Source organism: Sphingobacterium sp. UBA1498, assembly GCF_002325125.1.
GTDB lineage: Bacteria > Bacteroidota > Bacteroidia > Sphingobacteriales > Sphingobacteriaceae > Sphingobacterium.
The window spans coordinates 308355-329500 of sequence record NZ_DCRG01000005.1 but is presented as its reverse complement, the minus strand read 5'-3'; the positions used below and the strand labels follow the sequence as shown (position 1 = coordinate 329500).

Sequence of the window (21146 nt, the reverse complement as noted above, 5' to 3'; positions counted from 1 at the left end):
TTAATATTGACTAAAAAGTGGCTGGTTAGGGGCTATTCGAATGTGAAAATGGGGCGGTTCTGCTGGGTTGCGGTGATGTAAGCTTTGTTCAAAAAAAGAAGCCTTGTCCATTTGCATGGACAAGGCTTCTTTGTATCCAATAGATTATGGAAACTATTAGAAGTCAAATCTGACACGGGCACGAATTCCCCAAGCTGGTGCATCGACGTGATCAAGATAATTCAGCCGTTTTACGTAGTCTACACGCAATATTTTGAAAATGTTGGAGAGACCGATACTGGCTTCCATATACGGTTGTGAGCCGAAGGTGTAAGAGCTTTGTACACCATCCGAATTGTGCTGCCAGGTAAATACCTTTGAACCATAATTAGGGTCGTCAGGATTGTTTTCTTTGCGCAGTCCACCGTATACACCCTTGAAACTAAATACCTCGCGTAATTTAAGCTTTTTGATCAAAGGAATCTTATTTAAAAGAAAACCATTCATGTAGTACTGTACATTTAATGATGCGTTATGGTCACTGACAAACTCAAGGAAGTTCATCAGGTTATACGAATTCAATTGATAGGCATAAGTCTGGTTGGCGCGGTGAATAGTTAAGAAAGGGAATGGAATTTCTTTCCCTGCGATATAATTCCCCTCAGCTGTGACGTCTGCAAATCCAAACTGACTAAAATAGAAGCGCTTAAAGGCGCCAACATTGAAGTTGTGATAATTGTATTCACCTTTAGCCAGGCCTTTGATTCCCGCGGTATAGTTGAATGTAAAGATCGGGTATTGATTGAAAATAGGTGTTCTATAAATCTTTCCTTGATAAAACTCTTCATGAGGGGCATATCTAAAATTAACGGACAATTCTGTTGAATTCAATTCGTTAAATAACCTGCTCTCGTTATTGGCATCAATCATTTGGTAGGTTAAGCTTCCGGCTGGCGTTTGTCTGTTAATATTGAAAGCCGCTCCGACCGCCACGTGATTTAAAAATTCTTTTTTGTACTCTAAACCATAATTTGTCTCATAGATATATCGATCATTATCCCCACGTTTGAAAGACAGTAAAAAGTTGTCTTCCTGAATAAACTCGAGCTTTTGCCCAGGAATCTTAGTGTCTTTTTTATAAGATGCCCTGATGTAGTGCATAGGAAAAGAATAGACAGATTTGTTATTGAACGCATAGGTTCCACTGAAAAAATATTTCCATTTCTGGTCTTTAAATCCGTAAGCAGCATAAGTTTCAGCATAGAAACGCTTGCTCAGCGCTTCCGTGGTACGGCCACCGACACGCAAACGGAAACCTTCTACGGGATTAAAACTATAGAACGTATTCACAGGACCGATTTCAACCGGACCAGCCTGTTTGTAACCGGAAAGTACCAGCGCGGCGATGTCCATGAATGTACGGAATGAAGGAATCTTTTGTAAGGTATCAATGTTATGATAGATGTTCAATTCGTTTTGCGCAAGGGCAAGTGGGCGCTGTGTTTCAAATAAAGTCTTTGTTGCTTTCTTGTTTTCAACATTATAGGCGATTACCGTTGACGGACCATCATAGATACTGTCGGGTTGTTGTATGCCTACTTTATAATTGTTGTAATCCACTGTCCGGCTGCCGCGGATTCCCATACCTTTCTCCGTTAACGAAAAATCGATACCCAGCGTACTTGTTTTTAGGTAGAAGCGGCTTTTGCTATCTTTCTCAAATTTAAGTTGTATCTGAAGATCACGCACGAAATTTAAGTTGATATCATCAGCAACCGTCATGTTGGCGCCCTGAACGGCATAGTTGCCATCCAATGTGACATAGAGTTGGCCTTTGAACAACATATCTGCTTTGTTGCGTGGAAAAAAGCTTAATTCGACTACCCAAGGTTGTACAGTCTTTATGGTATCCGTAATGAAAAACTTATAAAAAGTGGGTGCTGAATTGGCAATCGGACTCAAAAACTGATTAGTAACCAAGGAGATGTTGTTATCATAAATATCGACTTGTTCATAAAGTTTATTGAAGTAAGCTGTCAAACCATCGTTATCAATAAATTTAGGATCAAATTGTGCGCGCTGATCCCCAAGGATATACTGTTTAGTTTTGCTTGGGTCTTTACGATAATAGACCTTTGAGATCTTTTCCTCGATGAAAGCTGGCAAGACATATTTGTTGGCCGTTTTAGCCGAATCGTCTGTTTCGAAAAGAAATTGATAGTTTTTGAAGATCTTTTTATTGACAAATTTTTCCGAAAGATTACTTAATCCTAAGGACATTTTTTCATACTGGTCGTATTGCGCATATTGCTGACCTGCAAGTCTATTTTTTTCCTTATTCTCAATGACTTTTCGGATCAGTGCAACGGCAGGATTATCTTTATTGCTATATTTTTTCTTTTTGGCCTTGACAACAACTTCTTCCAGCATATTGTCCTGCTGATCCATTAAAATTTCTTTTGTTTGCGTTGCATCATTCGTTACAAAAGCGTCTTTGCTGTCATAACCGATATAGCTTGCTCTAATTTTTACATAAGATGTCGGAAAGACGAGTTTAAATTCACCATTGGCGTTGGTCGATGTCGTGGTTCCGGCAGAAGCTGGAGCACCTACTACAGCGACGGTGGCGTAAGGTATAGGGCTCTTGGTCTTTGCGTCTCTAACGATACCCGTAACAGTCTTATTTTGGGCAAGGGCCAAAGATACCGTTAGCACGAGTGTTATCGAAAAAAAGAATTTAGTTATGAAGGTCTTTGCGTCTATGTTAGCTCTCATTATATTGCTATAATCTTGAAAATTCAAAATTGTTTTCTTGTTCCAACTTTATTTTTGACTTTATAGGTATTAAAATCAAAAAATCAGTGAACAAAGGAAATAAAAAATTAAGAATAATTAAAATTTTATTGTAATATAATAGCAGTAACCAGTTGCGTACTTTTTTGATGTAAAATATTGTTTACTAAATGTTTATATCAAATTATTGATTTAGGGTACTAATTTTAATACTAGATTTTGACTTGGCGATGATTTTCCGCCGTCTTATTTATTGACTTTTGTAACGATATAGTCAGTCCTATCAAAAATCTGGGTCAATTTCGAAGGTCATTTCTTGCTTTGAACTGGGGTGAATAAAAGTAATGGAAGCGGCGTGTAAATGTAGTCTATTGGCTTTTCTGCCATATAGATCGTCGCCGACAATAGGCGTGTTTAATCCCTTTGGGTGCACTGCATGCATGCGAAGTTGGTGGGTTCGGCCTGTCAGCGGATAGAATCTAACTCTTGTCTGATTATTTTCGACGGCCATTTTTTCCCATTTTGTCTGTGCCGGTTTGCCGTAGGTATAGCAGACCATTTGTCGGGGCCTATCCTCTAAGTCAACGCGCAGGGGTAGATCGATTAAACCCGAATTCGCTTCGATAATGCCATCGAGCAAAGCAATATATGTTTTCTTGATGGTGTGCTGTATAAATTGATCTTGAATGAATTTATGGGACGCTTTGTTTTTGGCAACAATCAGCAGGCCGGATGTGGACATATCCAAGCGGTGGATAATAATCGGACCTGCTTCAGGATAGCGTTGGAGAACGCGATTGTAGACTGAATCCTTAACATATATGCCAGGTACAGACAGAAATTCTGCGGGTTTATTGATAATGATGATATCTTCATCTTCGTAAATTTGAGGAAGTTCTATCGCCAATGTAGTTTCCTGCTGCATGGGATTAGGGTCTACGACCAAGCCTTCGAGCATATATCCTAAAATTGGTTCACATTTTTTGCGGCAGGCAGGGTAGTAGTTTTTGTGTCTCCGTATTTCGGAGGCAGGGGAACAGCCCCACCAAAATTCGGCTAAGGCGACCGGTGTCATCTTGTTTTCATAGGCATATTGCAAAAGCTTAGGCGCGGCACATTCTCCGGACCCAGCTGGGGGCGTTGTGTTGTCAAAATCTTGGAACACATCTACTACATTTTTGCATTGTCCTTTTGCATTGCGAAAATTATATTGTTCAAAAAGTTGCTTTTGAAGGTTGCCCGAGCGTATTTTTCGCTCTTCTTTAAGCGATGTAATCGTCGATAGCAATTCTTGCAGGTGATCGCTTTCCTGTTTCATGGCGATATGCATTTCATACTGAAAGCGCTGAAGCTGTTGTTTGTCTTTTAAACTCTGGCGCTGCATATCTTCCATGAGTAATGCATAATCTGCATCCGATAAGCTGGACTTTAATAGCGTACGTGTTTCCTTTCGATTCTTCTTTTGCGCCTTCAATTTTAATTTAAGCGCGTCAAGTGACTTCCCCCATTCACTTTTTAACAGGTCGAGGTTACGCTTGGCATTTTCCAGCTCGGCACTTGTTTCGAGGTTTTCAATTTTTCGGTTCAGCGCATTAAGATGTACTTCTTCGTTTAGAAAAAAGCTATTATCTTCGAGCATATCGAAAATTGGCGGTACAAAATGCTGATTTTTATTGCTTCCCGCCAACTTACCGGAAACAGCGGCGAGATAACCAAGTTCTTCGTCCTGGTTTTTAACCACCAAAACGCCAAACATTTTTCCAATGGGAAGTCCCTCTCCAGTGCTATCCAAGCCAAAATTGTGTGTCCATTCGTTCTGCTTTTCAATGTAATGTTGAAGTTCTTGTGCCGCCATTGCGGCAAGAGGGTGTGGCTCATAACAAAACGGAAAGGTAAATCGTGCCGGAAGTTCAATTGTTGAAATATCCTGTTTGAATGTGTGAAAATAAGTGTTGTCTTCCATTTGGTCTGGGGCGTTTCCTCAAAATAAATATGTCGGCAAAAATACAACATTATGTCTTAAATAATTGCTTGATCGTTTTTTTATGTCAACAGGGGATGCGATAATTTGTTCAAATTTGGCGCCTGTATTTTTTGTTTTTATCGCATTGTTTCGGTAAATTTAATCAAGCAATTAAAACATATAGTTAACAAAAAAAAATACAGAATGAAAACTTCAATTGGAATTAAAGATGCCGACTTGAAAAAAGTCGCCAAGTTGCTAAATGTGCTTTTGGCAGATGAACATGTTGTCTATATGAAGACACGTAATGCGCATTGGAATGTGGAGGGCGCGGATTTTCATGCTGCTCATCTATTTTTGGAATCGCAATACGATGAACTTGCTGAAGTAATCGATGAGGTTGCAGAGCGTGTGCGCACACTGGGGCATTATGCCGTTGGCACCTTTGACAAATATTTAAAGTTGACCCGTTTAACGGAGTCTACTTCCGAAAAGACAGATAGCCTTTCCTATTATAAGGAACTGTTAGCTGATCATGAAGCAATTGCGATGTCGATTCGTGCTGATCTTGCGGCAGTTGAACAGACCGCAGACAATGGTACGGAGGACTTTTTGGTTGGTTTGCTGGAAAAGCATGAAAAAATGGCTTGGATGCTGCGTGCACATTTTGTGAAATAGGCTGTAGTTACTTTACTACAATTCGTATAAAAAATCCTGCTAACAAGAAATTGGCGGGATTTTTTTTGTGTTTTGTTGTCGACACAGGATTAATTTTCTATCTTAAAGAGGAATTAAGCCTTCAGAAACTTTTTAATATATTACAACTATGCTTGAAGACGACAACCTAAATCAAACCACACTACATGAGGAGGAAAATGATGGTACTTTGGAGAGTATGCATCATGTGAATAATCCAGTATTGGATCTACCTAAAATTGAGAAAAAATACCTAGAAACCATAGTTGACCATAGTCAGAATGATAAATCTTATTATTTTTCCGACAGCAAAGCGAAGGTAGAAATTAAAATTGTAACTGACGAGATCGTACGGGTACGGCTCGCGCCTGAAGGAACTTTTTTGGAAGACTTCTCTTACGCATTAGCCAAAAAAGATCATCGTGTAAGCATACACCAATGTAAGGAAGAGACAGACCATTATTTAGTCCACACGAACACCATTTCCTGTAAGATCAATAAAAGCGACTTTTTAATTTCTTTTTCAGATCGTTCCGGTAAGCTGTTTAACGCCGATCTGGCACCAATGCATTGGGAGGAAAACCCAGATTTTGGCGGCTACTATGTATATAGTACCAAAGTGGCCTTTGCAAATGAAGCTTTTTATGGTCTAGGTGATAAGGCCACCAAATTGAATCTGAGAGGTAAAAGACTTAAAAACTGGAATTCAGATACTTATGCTTTTGCTTACGATCAGGACCCACTTTATAAAACTATTCCGTTTTATATTGGTTTAAAAGATGGGGAAGCTTACGGAATATTTTTTGACAATACGTTTAAAACATATTTTGATTTTGCTGCCGAAGACCCGGGGAAAACGAGCTTTTGGTCGGAAGGTGGAGAGCTGCAGTACTATTATATCCATGGTCCGCGTATCATTGATGTTATCCGTCGTTACCATACATTGACTGGCACACATTATCTGCCACCATTATGGGCAATCGGCTATCATCAGTGTCGCTGGAGTTACTATCCAGAAGCCAATGTGCGTAAGGTCGCTAAAGAATTTAGAAATCGTCAGATTCCATGTGACGCCATTTATCTTGATATTGACTATATGGAAGGCTATCGCTGTTTTACATGGAATAAACAGTATTTTCCAAATCCAAAAACTATGATTAGTGATTTGGCAAATGATGGGTTTAAAACCGTAGTCATGATCGATCCAGGAATTAAGGTCGATGAGAACTATTGGGTGTTCAGAGAAGGCAAGGAGAACCGGTATTTCTGTCGCCGAGGAGATGATTATTTTATGGAAGGATTTGTTTGGCCAGGACGCTGTCAATTTCCTGATTTTACCAATCCGGAGGTTCGGCAATGGTGGGGTACATTGTATCAGGGTCTTGTGGAAGATGGTGTTGCAGGTTTCTGGAACGATATGAATGAACCGGCTGTATTTGGTCGGGGAACATTTCCAGATGACGTACGCCATCAATACGACGGCCATCGGGGGTCGCATCGTAAAGCACATAATATTTATGGTATGCAGATGGTGCGCGCAACGTATGATGGTTTAAAGAAATTGTATAAAAACAAGCGCCCATTTACCATTACCCGAGCAGCTTATGCTGGTACACAGCGTTATTCTTCGGTTTGGACAGGTGATAATCTGGCTAGTTGGGAACACCTCAAATTAGGAACCTTACAGTTGCAGCGATTGTCAACTTCCGGAATGTCCTTTTGTGGGACGGATATTGGTGGATTCACAGGCGAACCAGACGGAGAATTGTTTACTCGATGGATGCAATTTGGTGTTTTCTCACCGTTTATGCGTGTGCATTCCGCTGGCGATACGCGGGATCGCGAGCCGTGGAGTTTTGGAGAGGACTGGGAGCAGATTAACCGGAAATTTATTGAACTCCGTTACCAGCTGTTGCCGTATATCTATACCTGTTTTTGGGAGCAGACCAAATATGGTTATCCAATACTCCGTCCAATTTCTATGGTTGAGCAACATATACCAACAAACTGGCAGCGTGAAGAAGAATTCTGTTTTGGAGATAAAATATTGGTATCCCCGGTCTTGCAGCCGGGACAAAAGAGTAAAATTGTCTATTTGCCGGAAGGTTGTTGGTACTATTATTTCAACAACGAAATCTATGCCGGAGGTAAAGAACATACAGTCGCTACGCCGATCGACGAAATGCCGATCTTCATTCGTGGGGGATCTGTGATTCCGGAATATCCAGTGATGCAATATACTGGTGAAAAGAAAATTGAAGAGCTGCAGCTCAATGTTTACTTCGCTGATGGTGTGATGCGTTCGTATGTGTATTCAGACCACGGCGACACCTTTGCTTATGAGCAGGATATTTATCTCGAAAAATGCTTTACGGTATCCGGACTCAACGATTCTTTATCGATCAAGCAAACCAGAGATGGTTTGTTTACCGAACGGTACGAAGAATATAAATTACAGTTAATTGGCTTGCCATTCCGTATTAAGAAAGTTAAGACGGATGGAATAGACACAAAAGTACAACAAGATGAAAAGGGGCGATATTGGATTAATGTCGCACGTGAATTTGATAATATATTGATAGAAGGTTAAACATGGCCAATGAAGTAATTCCGCATAGTCTATTTTCTGAATTTGATGTCGCCTTATTCCAGTCGGGTAAGCACTTTAAATTATACGAAAAGTTCGGTTCACATGAACTGGAAGTCAACGGTGAGAAAGGCGTTTATTTTGCGGTTTGGGCTCCAAATGCAAAATCTGTTGCTGTCTCCGGCGACTTTAATTCTTGGAATAAAGAGCGTGATGCGCTTTATGTGCGCTGGGACGGCAGCGGAATATGGGAGGGATTTATTCCTGGCCTAGCTAATGGTGAGGCATACAAGTATGTTATTCAGACCTATTTGGGCGAACAGCTTGAAAAAGGCGATCCATTTGCATTTAAATGGGAAGTTGCACCCAGGACTGCGTCGCTGGTACATTCGACTTGGTACGCGTGGCAAGACAAGCAATGGATGCAGGAGCGCGTCATTAAAAACAGATTGGATCAACCGTGGTCTGTCTACGAAGTACATTTAGGATCTTGGGTGCGCGATCCGGAAAGTCCTGAGACTTTGCTGAATTACCGGGAAATAGCCGTGCAGCTTGTTTCTTATGTCAAGGAGATGAATTTTACGCACGTGGAATTTATGCCACTGATGGAACATCCCTATTATCCTTCCTGGGGATATCAGATCACAGGATATTTCGCGGCAAGCTCGCGTTATGGCTCGGCGCAGGACCTGATGTATTTGATTGAAGAGCTTCATGCAGCAGGTATAGGGGTGTTGTTGGATTGGGTGCCTTCTCATTTTCCGGGTGATGCTCACGGTCTTTATCGATTTGATGGCAGCAGTCTATATGAACACGAAGATCCAAGGAAAGGCTTTCATCCTGACTGGCAATCCTATATCTTCAATTATGGCCGCAATGAGGTAAGGTCTTTTTTGATCAGTAACGCATTTTACTGGCTGGATCGTTTTCATATTGATGGCCTTCGGGTAGATGCTGTTGCGTCTATGTTGTATCTGGATTATAGCCGAAATGCGGGAGAATGGATTCCCAATGAATATGGTGGCAATGAAAATTTAGAAGCGGTACAATTTTTAAAAGAGCTAAACGAGGCGGTATATAGTAATTTTCCACATGTGCAGACAATCGCTGAAGAATCTACTTCTTGGCCTGGGGTGAGCAGGCCTACTTATGCGGATGGCCTAGGTTTTGGTATGAAGTGGATGATGGGGTGGATGCACGACACGTTGGATTATTTTAAGGAGGATCCGATTAATCGTCAATATCATCACGACCGCCTGACTTTCGCAACTGTCTATGCTTTCCACGAAAATTTTATGCTTCCGTTGTCGCATGATGAGGTGGTGTATGGAAAGCATTCGCTGATTTATAAAATGCCCGGGGATGAATGGCAGAAATTTGCCAATCTCCGCACATTGTATCTCTTCATGTATACTTTTTCAGGAACAAAATTATTGTTTATGGGGGGTGAATTTGGACAGACGGCAGAGTGGAACGTTAATAAATCGCTGGATTGGCATCTTTTGGACTATGCTCCGCATCAGGGCATGAAACAATTTGTAGCAGAGCTGAACTCCTTATATAAGGGGCAACCGAGCCTTTATCAAAAAGCTTTTGAAGCATCAGGCTTCGATTGGATAGATGCAGGCGACCGTGAAAATTCAGTCGTGGTCTATTGGCGCAAGGGATTTGATGCGTGGGATGATACAGTCGTTGTGCTGAACCTAACACCCGTTGTTCGCGAGCATTTTCGCATAGGTCTGCCTTATGCTGGAGAATGGGAAGTGGTTTTCAATTCTGACGACTTGATCTATTTCGGCTCAGGAATTCATCAGCCAAATATTCATACTGAACACCTGCATTGGATGAATCAGATACAGTCTGCTCAAGTTCATTTGCCGCCATTAGGTGGTTATGTTCTTCAAAGGAAGAAAGAACTAAAGGGTGTCAATTCGGCGGAAGAAAAGGCTGTTAGCGCTGTTTAGCACAGCGCGCAAAAAATTATGTAATGGAATAAGTGTAGATTTAGATGAGAACTTGGTATTGATTTTCAGGTTCGTTATAATGCGTTGTTACAACTAATAGGAAGGCAGCTTTTTGCCTTTAACACAGATAAAATATGGACTTATTCTAATGAAAGTTTTTCACTTAAGTGTAGAATGTTATCCCGTGGCCAAAGTTGGCGGGCTTGCGGATGTCGTAGGGGCGCTGCCCAAGTATCAGGCCAAACTTGGTTGGGAAGCAGCTGTCGTTATGCCTTGGTATGACCGCCCGTTTGTTCGGGATAACGCTTTTACGGTTGTTCACGAGGGTTCTTTTTATCAAGGATCCAAATTGTTGAACTATGCTGTTTACAAGCAGGCGGAGGATATACTGGGTTTTGAACTCTATTTAATCAAGATTCCAGGCAAACTCGATCGTCAGGAAGTGTATTGCTATGCGGATGAGGGTGAGCAATTTATGGCGTTTCAGCATGCGGTATTAAGCTGGTTTAAGGCAAAAGCTATACGGCCTGATATCGTGCATTGTCATGATCATCATGTCGGCTTAATACCTTTTTTGATGAAATATAGCCATGACTACATTCATCTCGCCGATGTAAAAACTGTGGCTACTGTACATAATGGGCAATACCAAGGTTGGACTCCGTGGAACAAGGCAGTTCTATTACCTGCTTACGATAGCTGGAAATGGGGGCTGTTGGATTGGGATGGTTTAATTAACCCACTTGCCGCGCTGATCAAATGTTGCGATGCGTATACGACAGTATCTGAAGGGTATCTGGAAGAGCTTTATGTAGAAGCAAATGGTTTGCAGCAGCTTTTTTATGATGAGCGGGATAAATCGGTCGGAATTGTCAATGGTATCGACTGGGAGATATGGGATCCTTCGACTGACTATACGCTAATCGCGAATTATGATGCCAAGCAAGCTTTTGCGGGTAAATTGAAAAATAAAGAGGCCTTGGCAACGCAATATAAAATCGATCCAAAGTTGCCATTGCTCGTTTTTATTGGTCGCTTTGCCACTGAAAAGGGTGCTGATTTACTGCCGGATATAATTTTGGAATTAACAGCCAAATATCGAGGTAGATTAGGTATATTTATACTAGGTGCCGGAGATCCTGCGATCCAGTCGCGTGTGAAATTGCTCGTTGATGCTGGCGTAGAAAATTTGGACGTGTTCTTTGGTTATGATGAAAACCTGGCACATTGGCTGTACGCGAGTGCGGACTTTCTTTTAATGCCTTCCCGGGTGGAACCTTGCGGGCTTAACCAGCTCTATGCTATGAAATATGGCACATTGCCGGTTGTGCATCGCGTGGGCGGACTAAGAGATACTGTAATTGATCTTGATAACGACGGTTATGGTGTTGGTTTTGACGGTCTGACAATACCTGTAATTACGGAAGCTATTATTCGTGCTACCACTTTTTACGCAAGCAAAAAGCAGTTTGAAGAGAATCAACGTAAAATGATGCGCTTGGATTTTTCTTGGGATAAATCTGCTGCAAAATATATAAGTCTATATAACCAAATAATGTAATTTGATATGTCACGTCACAATGTAGTAGCTATCGTCTTGGGCGGGGGAAGGGGCTCACGTCTGTATCCATTGACCGATCAGCGGTCTAAACCAGCAGTTCCCATTGCAGGGAAATATCGTTTGGTGGACATTCCCATCTCGAATTGTCTTAATTCGGGTTTCAATAAGATTTTTGTATTGACTCAGTTCAATTCTTCATCGCTCAACTCTCATATTAAAAACACCTATAACTTTAGTATTTTTAGTAAGGGGTTTGTCGATATTTTGGCTGCAGAGCAGACCAATGATGGTGACAAATGGTTTGAAGGGACAGCCGATGCCGTACGTCGCTCGTTCCGCAAGTTGGCGAGCATTGATTATGATTATATATTGATCTTATCCGGCGATCAGTTGTACCAAATGGATTTTGATGCCTTGGTAGACTTCCACGTCGAAAATGAGGGTGATCTGACGATTGCGACCATTCCTGTGAATGGAAAAGACGCGACGGGCTTTGGGATTCTGAAATCGGATGAAAAAAATCACATTACTTCTTTTATCGAAAAACCGAAGACGGAGCAATTGGTGGATTGGAATTCCGAAGTGAGCGATCATTTAAAGCGTGAAGGGAGAGAATACCTGGCGTCCATGGGGATCTATGTTTTTTCTAAGAGCGTGCTCAAGCGTATGCTCGAGGAAAATGAGGGGATGGATTTTGGTAAAGAAATTATTCCGGATGCGATCGAAACCCATAGGGTGCTGAGTTACCAATTTGAGGGCTATTGGACTGATATTGGAACAATAGGGTCTTTCTATGAAGCGAATATTGGTCTGACCGATAATATCCCAGCCTTTAACCTATTTGACAAAAATACGGTTTTCACGCGTCCGCGGATGTTACCACCATCAAAAATCTCCGGAACAACATTAATCAATTCGGTTATTTCCGATGGATGTATTATTCAGGCCGATAAGATCGACCGCTCGGTGGTTGGCGTTCGTTCGCGTATCGGGACAGGATCTGTGGTGCGAGGCACCTATATGATGGGATCCGATTATTATGAGGATCTTGTTGATATGGAGGAGGCCAAGCGGAAAAATGTTCCCGTAGTAGGTGTCGGTGAGCGGTGTTATATCGAAAATGCGATTCTCGATAAGAACTGCCGTATTGGCAATGATGTGCGTATTAACGGCGGCCCGCATCTTTTAAATGCTAACCACGCCACTTATACCATTTGTGATGGGATCGTGGTCGTCAAGAAGAATGCGGTTATTCCAAATGGTACGACGATAGGATTGACGTCCATTTAAATTTTATTGTACAAGGGAGATAATTTAGTTGTATCATTTTATGTTATACTTATACACGTCTCTTAAAAGTAATCACCCGGACACAATTTACCTCTAGTGGAAAATAATGTGACATGGTACTGTCTTTGCTGTTAAGGAACATATAATATCATAAAATAGTATGCGATTTAGACAGATAATCTCCCTTTTTTTTGTGTTGTTCACCCTGGTCAACTGCGATACGTCTTTGATGGTGCAGGGGACTGGCGTATTGCGCGATGCAGCGCGTAAATTTGAGCTTCGAAATGGCAATAGGACGTTGATTTATATTCCGATGCGGCATTTGGGCACACGGGTATACTATGATCATATTCAAAACACCGTCGATTCTCTTCAAAAATCAGGATATGTCGTTTTTTACGAAAGTATAGCCTACCAGGTAGATAGCGCTGCGCAACGTGATCTTTATGACCGCAAGTTCAGAAAGCTGACGGGCAATCGGCTCGGATTGCAGCAATGCATTGAAACACCTGGAGATACTTCAAGAGTACTCCGGGCGCCCATGTACCGTAAGCTGGGGCAGCGAATTATTAGTCAGCCCGATTATTCGTTTTTCCGCGTAGATTATGAGACAGCCGTGAATGCCGATATTCCCAAAAATAAATTGCTTGACGAGTTTGAATACCTGTATGGTACCATCAATCTGGATGCATGTGATTTTAAAACGCCATTGAATGAGCCTTATTCCTGTAAGCCCATGAAGACAGCGTTAAAAAATAAATTTGATAAAGAATTTATCATGAAAAAAAGGGAAGAGAATCTTGCGTCTTTAGTGGCTGATGCTCCGCAGCAAAAGATTTTAATCTTATTTGGAACCTCACATTTTAAAGGCTTTTTGCGTAATTTGCAGGCTCGGGATCCCAAATGGATACAGATCAAATAGTATGTTAGAAAAACTGTTCATTGTACTGCTTATACCGGTAACGATTTATGTCGTGTATTATCTGCTAAATCGTACGGCCAAAAATAGCAAAGCCATCAAACGTGTATTGAGTGACGAAGGTAAGGAAATTCTCGAAAGAGAAGTCGCCTACTACCGCAAATTGTCCACTGCTGACCGAGCGGAATTTGAAGCGCGCTGTTTAAATTTTTTGGATACCGTCAAAGTGGAAGGTGTGGGGGTAGAGATTGAACTGAAAGATTATATGATGATTGCTGCAAGTGCGATTATACCTATATTTTCCTTTAAAAAATGGACTTATCCCAACCTAACGAATATTATGGTTTACCCTTCACAGTTCAATACAGCTTATGAATTTGAAGGGCATGCCGATCGCCATATTATGGGTATGGTCGGGGAAGGCGCCATGAACGGACAGATGATTTTGTCCAAGTCGGCTTTGGAGTATGGATTTAGAAATCCAAATGATGGACAGAATACCGCCATTCACGAATTTGTTCATCTCCTCGATAAAACCGATGGTACAGTGGATGGTATTCCAACACAATTAATGGATAAAGCTTCGGTAATCCCTTTTATGAACTTAATACGAACAGAAATTGAAAATATAAAAGCCAATAAATCGGATATTGATGTGTATGGAATGACAAATCCGGCAGAGTTTTTTGCTGTTGCATCGGAATATTTCTTTGAAAATCCAGAAAAATTTAAACAGCATCATCCGGAGCTTTATGCGGCGCTTTCGGAAATTTTTGAACAAAGCTAATTATTGATAATTGAAATTTTTAGGTGTAAGAAAGGACTGTCCGATGAATTATTCATCGTTTTTAGGAGCTTCGCTAAAGTTTTGTTAACTCTATTTATTAACTATATCTGTTATGCCTAAAACTACACTTTACTCTACGATTACTCTGGTTTGCATCCTCCTCTGTAGTAATCATCAGGGGCTGGCCCAGCAGCGTTTCACTCGAGCGCCAACCTTTACGGAAATGGCCGACCCAACAAAAGATACGTTATCCGATTGGTCAAATGTTGAAGACGGATTACACGCTTCCTTTGTATCTATTGATAAACGTTATCCCAAATCCCTAAATCCCAATTTGACTGCCCAACGCGCAGCAACCGTATACGCCTGGAAAGGCGAGCAGGTGTCAGCTCAGTTTATTCTATGGACTTCAGCTGCTGCACCTCATGTAACTGTTTCTGCAGGTGATTTAAAGTCCACCACTAGTAAATCGATTCCTGGCGATGTGGTACAGACGCGCTTTGTGCGGTATGTCATGACGGACGAATTTGCGAGTGGATGTGGGTACCGTAAACCAGCGGATTTTAAGGCTTCGCTTTCTGCAGATATGTTGGATAACCTCAAAAGTTACGATCTCGAAGCAAAAAAAGTTCGTCCTGTCTGGGTTACTGTCAAAGTGCCCAATGATGTAACGGGGGGAAATTATCATACAACACTCTCGATTCATCAAAATGGTATCGTGAAAGAGCAGCTGCGGCTGACAGTTATCGTTCAAAATCATGTGCTGCCTCCCGCGTCTCAGTGGAGTTACCATCTGGATCAGTGGCAACATCCTTCGGCAGTTGCTCGCGTGAACAAGGTGAAGATGTGGAGCGATGCACATTTTGAGACTTTGAAACCGACGATGATGCAGTTGGCGGCAGCAGGGCAGAAGGTCATTACAGCTACGCTCAACAAAGATCCCTGGAATGTACAAACCTATGATCCCTACGCCGATATGATCATCTGGAAAAAGGGTAAGGATGGATCTTGGTCTTACGACTATTCGGTATTCGACCGTTGGGTCACCTTTATGATGGGTCTGGGGATCAGTAAGGAGATCAACTGTTACTCTTTATTGCCATGGAATAATGAGGTTCATTATTTTGACGAAGGAAAAAACCAATTGGTCAATGTTACAGCAAAGCCAGGAACAGCGGTATTCGAAGCATTATGGTCGTCTTTCTTAAAAGATTTCAGTAAACATCTGCGTGTGAAAGGCTGGTTGAAGATAACCAATATTGCCATGGATGAACGGAGCCGTGAGGAAATGGATGCTGCCGTCGCCTTGTTGGAGAAGGTCACTCCTGAATTTAAAATCGCGTTTGCAGATAACCACAAAAGTTACCAGCGTTATCCCAAAAGTATCGATATCAGCGTTGCTGCTGGCGATCCTTTTGATCAGCAAGATCTCATTGCCAGAAGAAAGAAGGGATATGTAACGACATTCTATGTGTGTTGTTCTGACGAATTTCCAAATCAATTTACATTCTCCGACCCCGCAGAATCTACTTATATGGCTTGGTATGCCCTGGCAGCTGGCTTCGATGGCGCGTTGCGCTGGGCTTTTAATTCATGGGTGCTAGATCCTCTGCGTGATTCCAGGTTTCGCACATGGCCAGCAGGAGATACCTATATTGTCTATCCACAGGGAAGAAGTTCGATCCGCTATGAGCGCATGCTGGAGGGAATACAAGACTACACAAAAGTGAACCTGTTAATCAAAATGTTGGAGGAATCAAATGATCAACTTAATTTAACGAAACTGAATGCGAAAATTGCAAAACTCAATACAGCGAAACGCTATGCGGACTGGAATAAAGACCTCAATGACGCAAAGAATTTTGTGAATGAACTGTCGCAAGAAATCAGACCGAGCGGCAAATAGCCAATATGGGTTATGCCCGAGGAAATTGGCAAACCATTACCCCTATAATATTGTTGTTAACATGTAGCGATTGGGTAAACAGCACAAATCGCTTGATTACATTCTAAAATTATATTATGCGTATGAAAAATGTAGCACATCAGATTGTTGACCTTTTAAAGAATGCGGGAATTAAGCGTATTTATGCCGTAACGGGCGATAGTTTAAATTTTTTCAACGAAGCGGTCCACGCCGATGGAACGATGCAATGGATACATGTAAGACATGAAGAAGCTGGAGCATTTGCCGCAACAGCAGAAGCAGATTTACATGGGATTGCCTGTTGTGCCGGTAGCAGTGGACCGGGGCATGTACATCTGATCAATGGTGTGTATGAAGCCCACAAAACGCGTGTACCGATGCTTGTGATTGCATCAACGTGTGCTACATACGAGTTTGGAACGGATTATTTTCAAGAAACCAATCCAATCAAATTGTTTGATGATTGTTCTTGCTACAATCAAATGATCACCCGGCCTGAGCAGGTGCAGCGCATGGTTCAGAATGCGCTTCAACAAGCCATATCTAAACGTGATGTTGCTGTTATCGGGCTTCCTGGGGACGTCTCTGAAATGGAGGCGGTCGATATGAATACATCGTCGAAAGTATTTTTTACTGAGCCTCAGGTGAGACCTTCGGACATGGAAATCGGTCGTCTTGCACAGTATATCAATCAGGCCGAAAAAGTGACTTTATTTTGCGGTGTAGGTGCAAAAAAAGCACAAAAGCAGATTGTTGAATTATCGCAAAAGATCCAAGCGCCGGTTGGCTATTCTTTTAAAGCAAAGCTGGATATTCAGCGCGATAACCCTAACGAAATTGGTATGACCGGACTGTTAGGTATGGCTTCGGCTTTTCAAAGTATGCATCAATCGGATCTTATTTTACTTCTAGGGACCGACTTTCCTTATAAGGATTTTATACCTACGAATAAAACCATTATTCAGATTGACATTGAAGGTGAAAAGCTAGGACGTCGATCTATAGTAGATTATGGGCTGGTAGGAGATATCGAACATACGTTAAAAGCTGTATTGCCCTTTATAGAGGCGCGAGCCGATACGGAATTTCTAGATAAGCAGTTGGAGTCGTACGCGAAGGTGAAGGAAGATTTAATGACTTACGTAGACGATCGGGGTAGCGAATGTGCTATTCAACCTGAATTTGTTGCCCATGCAATTGATCAGAAGGCCAGTGATGATGCTGTTTTTTTGCTGGATACAGGAATGTGCTGTGTTTGGGGAGCGCGTTATATTAACCAGCGCAAGGACCGTATTATGTTGGGTTCCTTCAATCATGGTTCTATGGCAAATGCCATGCCGATGGCTATTGGAGCAGCATTGACACATCCCGAACGCCAAATTATTGCGTTTTGCGGTGATGGGGGATTGTCTATGTTACTGGGGGATCTCGCAACAATAAAGCAATATAACTTACCTATTAAAATCGTTGTTTTCAACAACCGCTCTCTGGGTATGGTCAAGTTGGAAATGCAGGTGGCAGGTTTGAAAGACCAGGAAACCAATATGGTGAACCCCGACTTTGCTCTGATTGCGCAGGCGATGGGTATCCGCGCATTTACAGTAACGCAGCCCGAAGATGTGGATAGGGTACTTAACGAAGCACTCAACATCACCGATGAGCCAGTTTTGCTGGATATTTATACCAATCCGAATGCGCTTGCCATGCCCCCAAAAATATCATTTAGCCAAATGAAAGGCATGACAGAAAGCATGGCTAAGTTGATGTTATCGGGTAATTTTGAAGAAGTATGGGATACCATTAAGTCGAATTATAAGCATTTAAAGTCGCTTTAGTTATTGCTGAGAAACTGGTCAAGAAACAGACAATGCCCTCGAAAATCAGCTTCGAGGGCATTGTCTGTTAAAGTAGAATTTGGAAGAAATATTATCTTAATATTGACGTTGAACAAACCATAGGCTTTTCAGTAACTCTTCCTTACAGCGTCTGAGTTTTTCAATTTTCGATTCTGGAGAAATTCCAACTTGCTCATTAACAATAATAGCTAAGTCTGTTTCAATCGACAATTTTGTGAGTGAATTACATCCACTATCAAATTTCTTAAAGCTTACATCTTTCATACTAATATTGGTTAAGAATTCCTGAATTTTATCACGTACAATTTACTAATAAAAATTAGCTTTACAATAAGCCTTCGATAATTTTATTGTTACTAAATTGTTTATTTTTAATAGCTTATCGGTAATATTGATAGCCTATTTATTTAATAGATAAACAATGTTTACATTTTTTTGTTTTGTGAATTTTAAAATTCTAAATGTTAGTTATTTAAAACAAAATTTATTTTGAATTGCTTTTTATAGTGTAAATAAAAAATACAATATGAGAATAATCAATTTTGGATTTATACTATTGCTGTGTAGCACTGCTTGCCACCAAGAAAAGAAAAACCAGGAGTCTTCAACGAAGCGGGATACTACTGTATATGATGCTCGACCATTGGAAGGTTCGAACCCTTCTACGGGAAAGAGTACTTATCAATATCTTAAAAATGGCGATACAATTTCATTGGCAGTCGTTATCGACGGGGAGAAGGTACATGGTGATTTAAGCTATGCCTGGAAGGAAAAAGACCGTAACACGGGACATATTGAAGGGGAATTAAAAGGCGATCTATTACTGGCTAATTATACCTTTTCTTCTGAGGGACAGGAATCTGTCCGACAGGTAGCGTTTAAACTCTCCAAGGAGCATGCGCTGGAAGGTTATGGCGCAATGGAGGAAAAAGCTGGAAAAATGTCTTTTGTTGATGTAAACAAGCTAGCATTTGATGAAAAATTCCCGCTAAGAAATGTATCTGGAGATAAATGAGATTAGCTTTGGGATAAAAATTAGTAGGCCGACTAGTAATGCTGTGATGCTGCTTATCATCACAGCAGCTGCGGCTACATCTTTACTCTTTTTTATGGTCGGGTTTTCCTCGTTACAGATAAAGTCTGCTATATTTTCCACCGCGGTGTTTAATAGCTCACAGACGAACACGAAGCCAATGGAAAATAGCACGGCAATCCATTCGTTTACACTGATGTTAAGTATAATGGAGAGAATTAAGGCGATAACAGCCGCTACGCTGTGCACCCTGAAATTGTGTTCATCCTGCCAAGCTGTCTTTATTCCGTTGAAAGCATAGCGAAAACTCTTTAATCTTGCACTAAATGAAAAGTTATCTTTTGCCATTGTTGTCATTTCTATTTGATATAAAGATAATGCTTTATGAGGGGCTAGGATGCACGATTTTTAGTGTTTTTTTACATCAAGCTAATCCTGTTATACTATTCATTTTATCTCGTGTTTTAAATCTAAGTCTACTTTGTCCTCCTTTTCTTTCGAATGCCTCCTAATTTTCATTAAATTGCTGTATGATCTATAATTTTGACAAAACAATTGTTCGTCGTGGTACCGATTCAGTCAAATGGAATCAGCAGAACTATGAAGATTTGATTCCGCTTTGGGTGGCAGATATGGATTTTCCTGCAGCACAACCTATCGTAAATGCACTTTCAGAACGGGTTCAGCATGCCATATATGGTTATGCTTCTGTTCCTTTTGCGTTTTACAGGGCGATTATGAAATGGTCTTTTCAACGGCATAAATTTGCCCTTCTGCAGGAATGGCTGCTCCCTGTGATTGGTGTTGTACCGGCACTTTCGGCTTTAGTTAAAGCATTTACCGCTTCTGGTGACAAGATTCTGGTTCAGGAACCTGTCTATCATTGTTTTTTTTCCGCTATTGAACGTAATGGGGCGGAGGTTGTATCCAATGACTTAAAGTATCATGATGGGCAGTATAGCATCGACTTTGAGGATTTTGAATTGCAGGCAAGCGACCCGAGAGTTAAGGTATTTATCTTATGCAGCCCCCATAATCCCGCAGGACGGGTTTGGACTCGAGCGGAATTAGAACGTTTAGGAGATATCTGCTTGCGGCATCATGTTTTAGTTATTTCAGACGAAATTCATTGTGATTTGGTATTTGATGGCTATACGCATATTCCATTTGGAAGCATCAGCGCTTCCTTTTTGGCAAATTCAATTACGTGCATTGCGCCGAGCAAAACCTTTAACTTGGCAGGCTTACAGGTTGCTACGGTCGTTGCAGCAGATCCTGAGCTCAAGAAGAAGGTCCAGCTGGCTTTTCTTGCGAATGAGATTAGCAGTGTAAGCCCCTTCGCCATAACAGGTTTGATCGCCGCATATGAATCGGGCGGGGAATGGTTGGATCAGGCGTTAGATTATATTCACGCCAATTATTTGTATTTAAAAGATTTTATGACTGAGCATCTTTCGGCTTTGCATGTACTTCCTTTGGAAGGCACCTATCTTGTATGGGTAGATTGTAGTGCTCTGGGCGTTTCAAGTCGAAAATTGGGACAGTTGTTATTGGAAGAAGTGCATGTTCAGGTTAACGTAGGAGCAATGTACGGAAAAGGGAGCGACACCTTTATCCGGCTAAATATTGCCTGTTCAAGGGATGTTTTAACCAGCGGCTTATTGCGGTTAAAAACAGTTTTTTTACCGTTACTGCAAGCTGGAGAATAGTGGATAGTCACCCTGACACGAAAGTAAGCTATTCGCGCGGGTGTTGACGTCATCGTGTCGGTACGAACAAAAAATCCGCTAC

The 21146-nt window shown here is 41.4% G+C and carries 15 protein-coding genes; 11 read left to right on the top strand and 4 right to left on the bottom strand.

Annotation, left to right across the window (positions count from 1 at the left end):
- Nucleotides 1-156: 156 nt before the first annotated feature.
- Together B3139_RS06295 and B3139_RS06290 are read right to left on the bottom strand one after the other, a co-directional pair.
- Nucleotides 157-2754, bottom strand: coding sequence for a DUF5686 family protein (locus B3139_RS06295; RefSeq protein WP_293880906.1), 2598 nt, complete (start codon nucleotides 2752-2754; stop codon nucleotides 157-159).
- A 301-nt stretch (nucleotides 2755-3055) separates the two neighbouring features.
- Nucleotides 3056-4735, bottom strand: a complete 1680-nt coding sequence (locus B3139_RS06290) for an RluA family pseudouridine synthase (protein WP_293880904.1) — start codon at nucleotides 4733-4735, stop codon at nucleotides 3056-3058.
- Between the two features lie 204 nt (nucleotides 4736-4939).
- On the opposite strand from B3139_RS06290, the gene B3139_RS06285 reads away from it, so the two are divergent.
- From B3139_RS06285 to B3139_RS06245, 9 genes are all read left to right on the top strand, one after another.
- Nucleotides 4940-5413, top strand: a complete 474-nt coding sequence (locus B3139_RS06285; protein WP_209575624.1) for a Dps family protein — start codon at nucleotides 4940-4942, stop codon at nucleotides 5411-5413.
- Between the two features lie 148 nt (nucleotides 5414-5561).
- On the top strand, nucleotides 5562-8021 hold the full coding sequence (locus B3139_RS06280) for a glycoside hydrolase family 31 protein (protein WP_293880902.1): 2460 nt from the start codon (nucleotides 5562-5564) through the stop codon (nucleotides 8019-8021).
- Nucleotides 8022-8023: 2 nt separating this feature from the next.
- Nucleotides 8024-9982: a 1,4-alpha-glucan branching protein GlgB gene (gene glgB, locus B3139_RS06275; RefSeq protein WP_293880900.1), complete on the top strand. Its 1959-nt coding sequence runs from the start codon at nucleotides 8024-8026 to the stop codon at nucleotides 9980-9982.
- A 148-nt stretch (nucleotides 9983-10130) separates the two neighbouring features.
- Nucleotides 10131-11543: a glycogen synthase gene (locus tag B3139_RS06270; RefSeq protein ID WP_293880898.1), complete on the top strand. Its 1413-nt coding sequence runs from the start codon at nucleotides 10131-10133 to the stop codon at nucleotides 11541-11543.
- A gap of 6 nt (nucleotides 11544-11549) precedes the next feature.
- Nucleotides 11550-12833 (top strand): glucose-1-phosphate adenylyltransferase, encoded by a 1284-nt coding sequence (locus tag B3139_RS06265; RefSeq protein WP_209575616.1) that lies wholly within the window; start codon nucleotides 11550-11552, stop codon nucleotides 12831-12833.
- Between the two features lie 160 nt (nucleotides 12834-12993).
- On the top strand, nucleotides 12994-13755 hold the full coding sequence (locus B3139_RS06260) for a hypothetical protein (protein ID WP_293880896.1): 762 nt from the start codon (nucleotides 12994-12996) through the stop codon (nucleotides 13753-13755).
- Between the two features lies 1 nt (nucleotide 13756).
- The gene (locus B3139_RS06255; protein WP_293880894.1) at nucleotides 13757-14539 is read left to right on the top strand and encodes a zinc-dependent peptidase; all 783 of its coding nucleotides are present in this window, start codon (nucleotides 13757-13759) and stop codon (nucleotides 14537-14539) included.
- Nucleotides 14540-14651: 112 nt separating this feature from the next.
- The gene (locus B3139_RS06250; RefSeq protein ID WP_293880892.1) at nucleotides 14652-16445 is read left to right on the top strand and encodes a DUF4091 domain-containing protein; all 1794 of its coding nucleotides are present in this window, start codon (nucleotides 14652-14654) and stop codon (nucleotides 16443-16445) included.
- Between the two features lie 122 nt (nucleotides 16446-16567).
- On the top strand, nucleotides 16568-18301 hold the full coding sequence (locus B3139_RS06245; protein WP_293880890.1) for a thiamine pyrophosphate-dependent enzyme: 1734 nt from the start codon (nucleotides 16568-16570) through the stop codon (nucleotides 18299-18301).
- Nucleotides 18302-18397: 96 nt separating this feature from the next.
- Here B3139_RS06245 and B3139_RS06240 read toward each other — a convergent pair whose 3' ends face one another.
- Nucleotides 18398-18586 carry a hypothetical protein gene (locus tag B3139_RS06240; RefSeq protein ID WP_209575606.1) on the bottom strand — a complete coding sequence of 63 codons (189 nt, stop codon included), beginning with the start codon at nucleotides 18584-18586 and terminating at the stop codon, nucleotides 18398-18400.
- Between the two features lie 262 nt (nucleotides 18587-18848).
- Here B3139_RS06240 and B3139_RS06235 point away from each other — a divergent pair, with 262 nt between their 5' ends.
- Entirely contained in the window at nucleotides 18849-19337 is a 489-nt protein-coding gene (locus tag B3139_RS06235; RefSeq protein ID WP_293880888.1) for a hypothetical protein, read from the top strand.
- On the opposite strand, the gene B3139_RS06230 is transcribed toward B3139_RS06235, so the two are convergent.
- Nucleotides 19311-19703, bottom strand: a complete 393-nt coding sequence (locus tag B3139_RS06230) for a diacylglycerol kinase family protein (RefSeq protein ID WP_293880886.1) — start codon at nucleotides 19701-19703, stop codon at nucleotides 19311-19313. The two genes, B3139_RS06235 and B3139_RS06230, sit on opposite strands and share 27 nt — an antisense overlap.
- 182 nt (nucleotides 19704-19885) lie before the next feature.
- Between B3139_RS06230 and B3139_RS06225 the strand changes: the two genes are divergently transcribed.
- On the top strand, nucleotides 19886-21064 hold the full coding sequence (locus tag B3139_RS06225) for a MalY/PatB family protein (protein WP_293880884.1): 1179 nt from the start codon (nucleotides 19886-19888) through the stop codon (nucleotides 21062-21064).
- Nucleotides 21065-21146: the final 82 nt, after the last annotated feature.

Excerpts from the sequence above, each read along its gene's own strand:
- B3139_RS06295 (WP_293880906.1), bottom strand. The coding sequence starts at position 2,754 with ATGAGAGCTAACATAGACGCAAAGACCTTCATAACTAAATTCTTTTTT.
- B3139_RS06290 (WP_293880904.1), bottom strand. The coding sequence starts at position 4,735 with ATGGAAGACAACACTTATTTTCACACATTCAAACAGGATATTTCAACA.
- B3139_RS06285 (WP_209575624.1), top strand. The coding sequence starts at position 4,940 with ATGAAAACTTCAATTGGAATTAAAGATGCCGACTTGAAAAAAGTCGCC.
- B3139_RS06280 (WP_293880902.1), top strand. The coding sequence starts at position 5,562 with ATGCTTGAAGACGACAACCTAAATCAAACCACACTACATGAGGAGGAA.
- glgB (WP_293880900.1), top strand. The coding sequence starts at position 8,024 with ATGGCCAATGAAGTAATTCCGCATAGTCTATTTTCTGAATTTGATGTC.
- B3139_RS06270 (WP_293880898.1), top strand. The coding sequence starts at position 10,131 with ATGAAAGTTTTTCACTTAAGTGTAGAATGTTATCCCGTGGCCAAAGTT.
- B3139_RS06265 (WP_209575616.1), top strand. The coding sequence starts at position 11,550 with ATGTCACGTCACAATGTAGTAGCTATCGTCTTGGGCGGGGGAAGGGGC.
- B3139_RS06260 (WP_293880896.1), top strand. The coding sequence starts at position 12,994 with ATGCGATTTAGACAGATAATCTCCCTTTTTTTTGTGTTGTTCACCCTG.
- B3139_RS06255 (WP_293880894.1), top strand. The coding sequence starts at position 13,757 with ATGTTAGAAAAACTGTTCATTGTACTGCTTATACCGGTAACGATTTAT.
- B3139_RS06250 (WP_293880892.1), top strand. The coding sequence starts at position 14,652 with ATGCCTAAAACTACACTTTACTCTACGATTACTCTGGTTTGCATCCTC.
- B3139_RS06245 (WP_293880890.1), top strand. The coding sequence starts at position 16,568 with ATGAAAAATGTAGCACATCAGATTGTTGACCTTTTAAAGAATGCGGGA.
- B3139_RS06240 (WP_209575606.1), bottom strand. The coding sequence starts at position 18,586 with ATGAAAGATGTAAGCTTTAAGAAATTTGATAGTGGATGTAATTCACTC.
- B3139_RS06235 (WP_293880888.1), top strand. The coding sequence starts at position 18,849 with ATGAGAATAATCAATTTTGGATTTATACTATTGCTGTGTAGCACTGCT.
- B3139_RS06230 (WP_293880886.1), bottom strand. The coding sequence starts at position 19,703 with ATGGCAAAAGATAACTTTTCATTTAGTGCAAGATTAAAGAGTTTTCGC.
- B3139_RS06225 (WP_293880884.1), top strand. The coding sequence starts at position 19,886 with ATGATCTATAATTTTGACAAAACAATTGTTCGTCGTGGTACCGATTCA.